This window comes from Streptomyces sp. HSW2009, assembly GCF_040240285.1.
Taxonomy (GTDB): Bacteria; Actinomycetota; Actinomycetes; order Streptomycetales; family Streptomycetaceae; genus Streptomyces.
The window spans coordinates 1-1,612 of the sequence record NZ_JBEHZD010000950.1 but is presented as its reverse complement, the minus strand read 5'-3'; the positions used below and the strand labels follow the sequence as shown (position 1 = coordinate 1,612).

The window sequence follows — 1,612 nt, the reverse complement described above, 5'->3', positions numbered from 1 at the left end:
CCCCCCCCCCCCCCCCCCCCCCCCCCCCCCCCCCCCCCCCCCCCCCCCCCCCCCCCCCCCCCCCCCCCCCCCCGGCCGCGGTCACGCCGGGTCCGCGCCGAGGAACTCCTCGACGGTGCGGACCAGTTCGTGCGGGGTCTCGTCGGCCGGGTAGTGCCCGGCGTCGGCGAGTTCGACCAGGTCGGCGTGGGGGTACCAGCGCAGCCAGGTCGCCCGCATCACCTCGGCCGACAGCGCCGGGTCGTGCCGTCCGACCACCACCCGTACCGGCAGCTCAAGGCCCTCGATCTGGGCGTGGAAGTCCTCCCCGGCCCAGGAGTCGAGCCAGGCGCGCAGCGCCGCCGGGTCGCTGTGGTCGACCGAGTGCCGCACCATCAGGTCGAGCCAGGCGCCCGGATGGCGTCCGCCCGTGGTCAGGTCGATGATCGTGCGGCGGTGCTGTGGGTGTTCGGCCGCCCCGGCGAAGAGCTCCCACTGCTCCCCCGACAGGGGCACGCCGCTGGCCGGCACCGGCGCGATCCCCACCAGCCGCCGCACCCGGTGCGGCGCCGCCGCCAGCAGCCGCTGCGCCACCGCGCCGCCCATCGAGTGCCCGACGACGGAGAAGCGGTCCCAGCCCAGGTGATCGACGAGGGCCAGCAGGTCGGCGGCGGCCTCCGCGGTGTCGTAGGCACCGGGCACCTCCCGCGCCTTCCCGTAGCCGCGCAGGTCAGGAAGGACGTAGCTGTACGCACGCCGGTCGACGTGCGGCAGCACGGCGGCGTAGGCGGCACGGTCCGACAGCCAGCCGTGGACGGCCACGACCCGGTGCGGGCCGTCTCCCACGACCTCGTGCGGTGGTACGAACGGAACGGGGGGAACCACGACGCCTCCGATTCTGTCTGCCGCGGGCGCCCGGCACACCCGCAGGGCATAACCGTGGCCGCAACGCGGCGCCCCGGCAAGGTGCCGGACCAGATCAACCGGGTGGACCGGCCGCCCACCAGCATCCCGAGCAGCACGCCCCACCCGGCCACCGGCGGGCCGCCAGCGCCGCCGCAGCCGGACGAGATCGTTCCCCGGATCGGGAACCCGCCCCTGCACGTGACCGGGTTCACCGCCGGCGGGGGCCCATCCGGCGCCCTGCGCGGCGCGCGGCCGGGAGATACTTCCCACGGCCGTACGCATCCACCCGGTCGAACGCCGGGCAGCTCACCGCGTCCAGCGGGTAGGCGTGGGGCCCGGGGGCATGAGCGTGCAGATGGACGACGGCCGGGACGGCGGGTACGAGCGCCGCCGACCCGCGGCGCAGATGAGCGAAGGAGCAGCATGAGGATCGGAATCGTCGGTGCCACCGGACAGGTCGGCGGGGTCATGCGCGGGGTGCTCGCCGAGCGCGGGTTCCCGGTGGAGCAGTTGCGGCTGTTCGCCTCCGCCCGCTCCGCGGGGCGCACCCTGCCGTGGCAGGACACCGAGATCACCGTGGAGGACGCGGCCACCGCCGACTTCTCCGGCCTGGACATCGTGCTGTTCTCGGCCGGCGGCGCCCCCCCCACCCGCGGCGCGGCCCCCCACGCGGCGGCCGCCCCCCGCGGGGGGGCCGACCAACCACCGCCGCCGCCGGCCCCCCCCC

1 protein-coding gene and 1 pseudogene are annotated in these 1,612 nt (G+C 77.1%); one reads left to right on the top strand and one right to left on the bottom strand.

The features are described 5' to 3' along the window. Nucleotides 1-81: 81 nt before the first annotated feature. Nucleotides 82-864 (bottom strand): alpha/beta fold hydrolase, encoded by a 783-nt coding sequence (locus tag AAHZ94_RS33770; protein WP_349997510.1) that lies wholly within the window; start codon nt 862-864, stop codon nt 82-84. A gap of 444 nt (nt 865-1,308) precedes the next feature. On the opposite strand from AAHZ94_RS33770, the pseudogene AAHZ94_RS33765 reads away from it, so the two are divergent. After that, nucleotides 1,309-1,612 (top strand): annotated as a pseudogene (locus AAHZ94_RS33765) (hypothetical protein); the annotation flags it as partial.